Source organism: Nocardioides oceani (assembly GCF_030412965.1).
Classification (GTDB): Bacteria; Actinomycetota; Actinomycetes; order Propionibacteriales; family Nocardioidaceae; genus Nocardioides; species Nocardioides oceani.
The window spans coordinates 1-278 of sequence record NZ_JAUHJQ010000162.1 but is presented as its reverse complement, the minus strand read 5'-3'; the positions used below and the strand labels follow the sequence as shown (position 1 = coordinate 278).

The window sequence follows — 278 nt, the reverse complement described above, 5'->3', positions numbered from 1 at the left end:
GAGCGGCGCTCCCGTTCCTGACCGCCCCCCAGAAACATCGGCAAATAGGGAATGCCGCGCCCTACGTAGAGCACGCCGACGCCCTAGGGGCCGTGGAATTTGTGACCGGAGAGGCTGAGCATGTCCACTCCCAGCCGACGCACGTTCAGGTCCAGGAACCCAGCGGCCTGTACCCCGTCGGTGTGCATAACTATGGTCCGCTCCAGCTCTTCGGCTCGACGCCGGACTGCCGCGGAAATCTCGGCTTTAGGATTAATCGTGCCGATTTCGTTGTTGGC

At 62.6% G+C, this 278-nt stretch carries 1 protein-coding gene; it reads right to left on the bottom strand.

From position 1 onward, the window contains the following. Nucleotides 1-83 precede the first annotated feature (83 nt). On the bottom strand, nt 84-278 hold a 195-nt coding region (locus QWY28_RS23675; protein ID WP_300955358.1), incomplete at its 5' end, for an aminotransferase class V-fold PLP-dependent enzyme.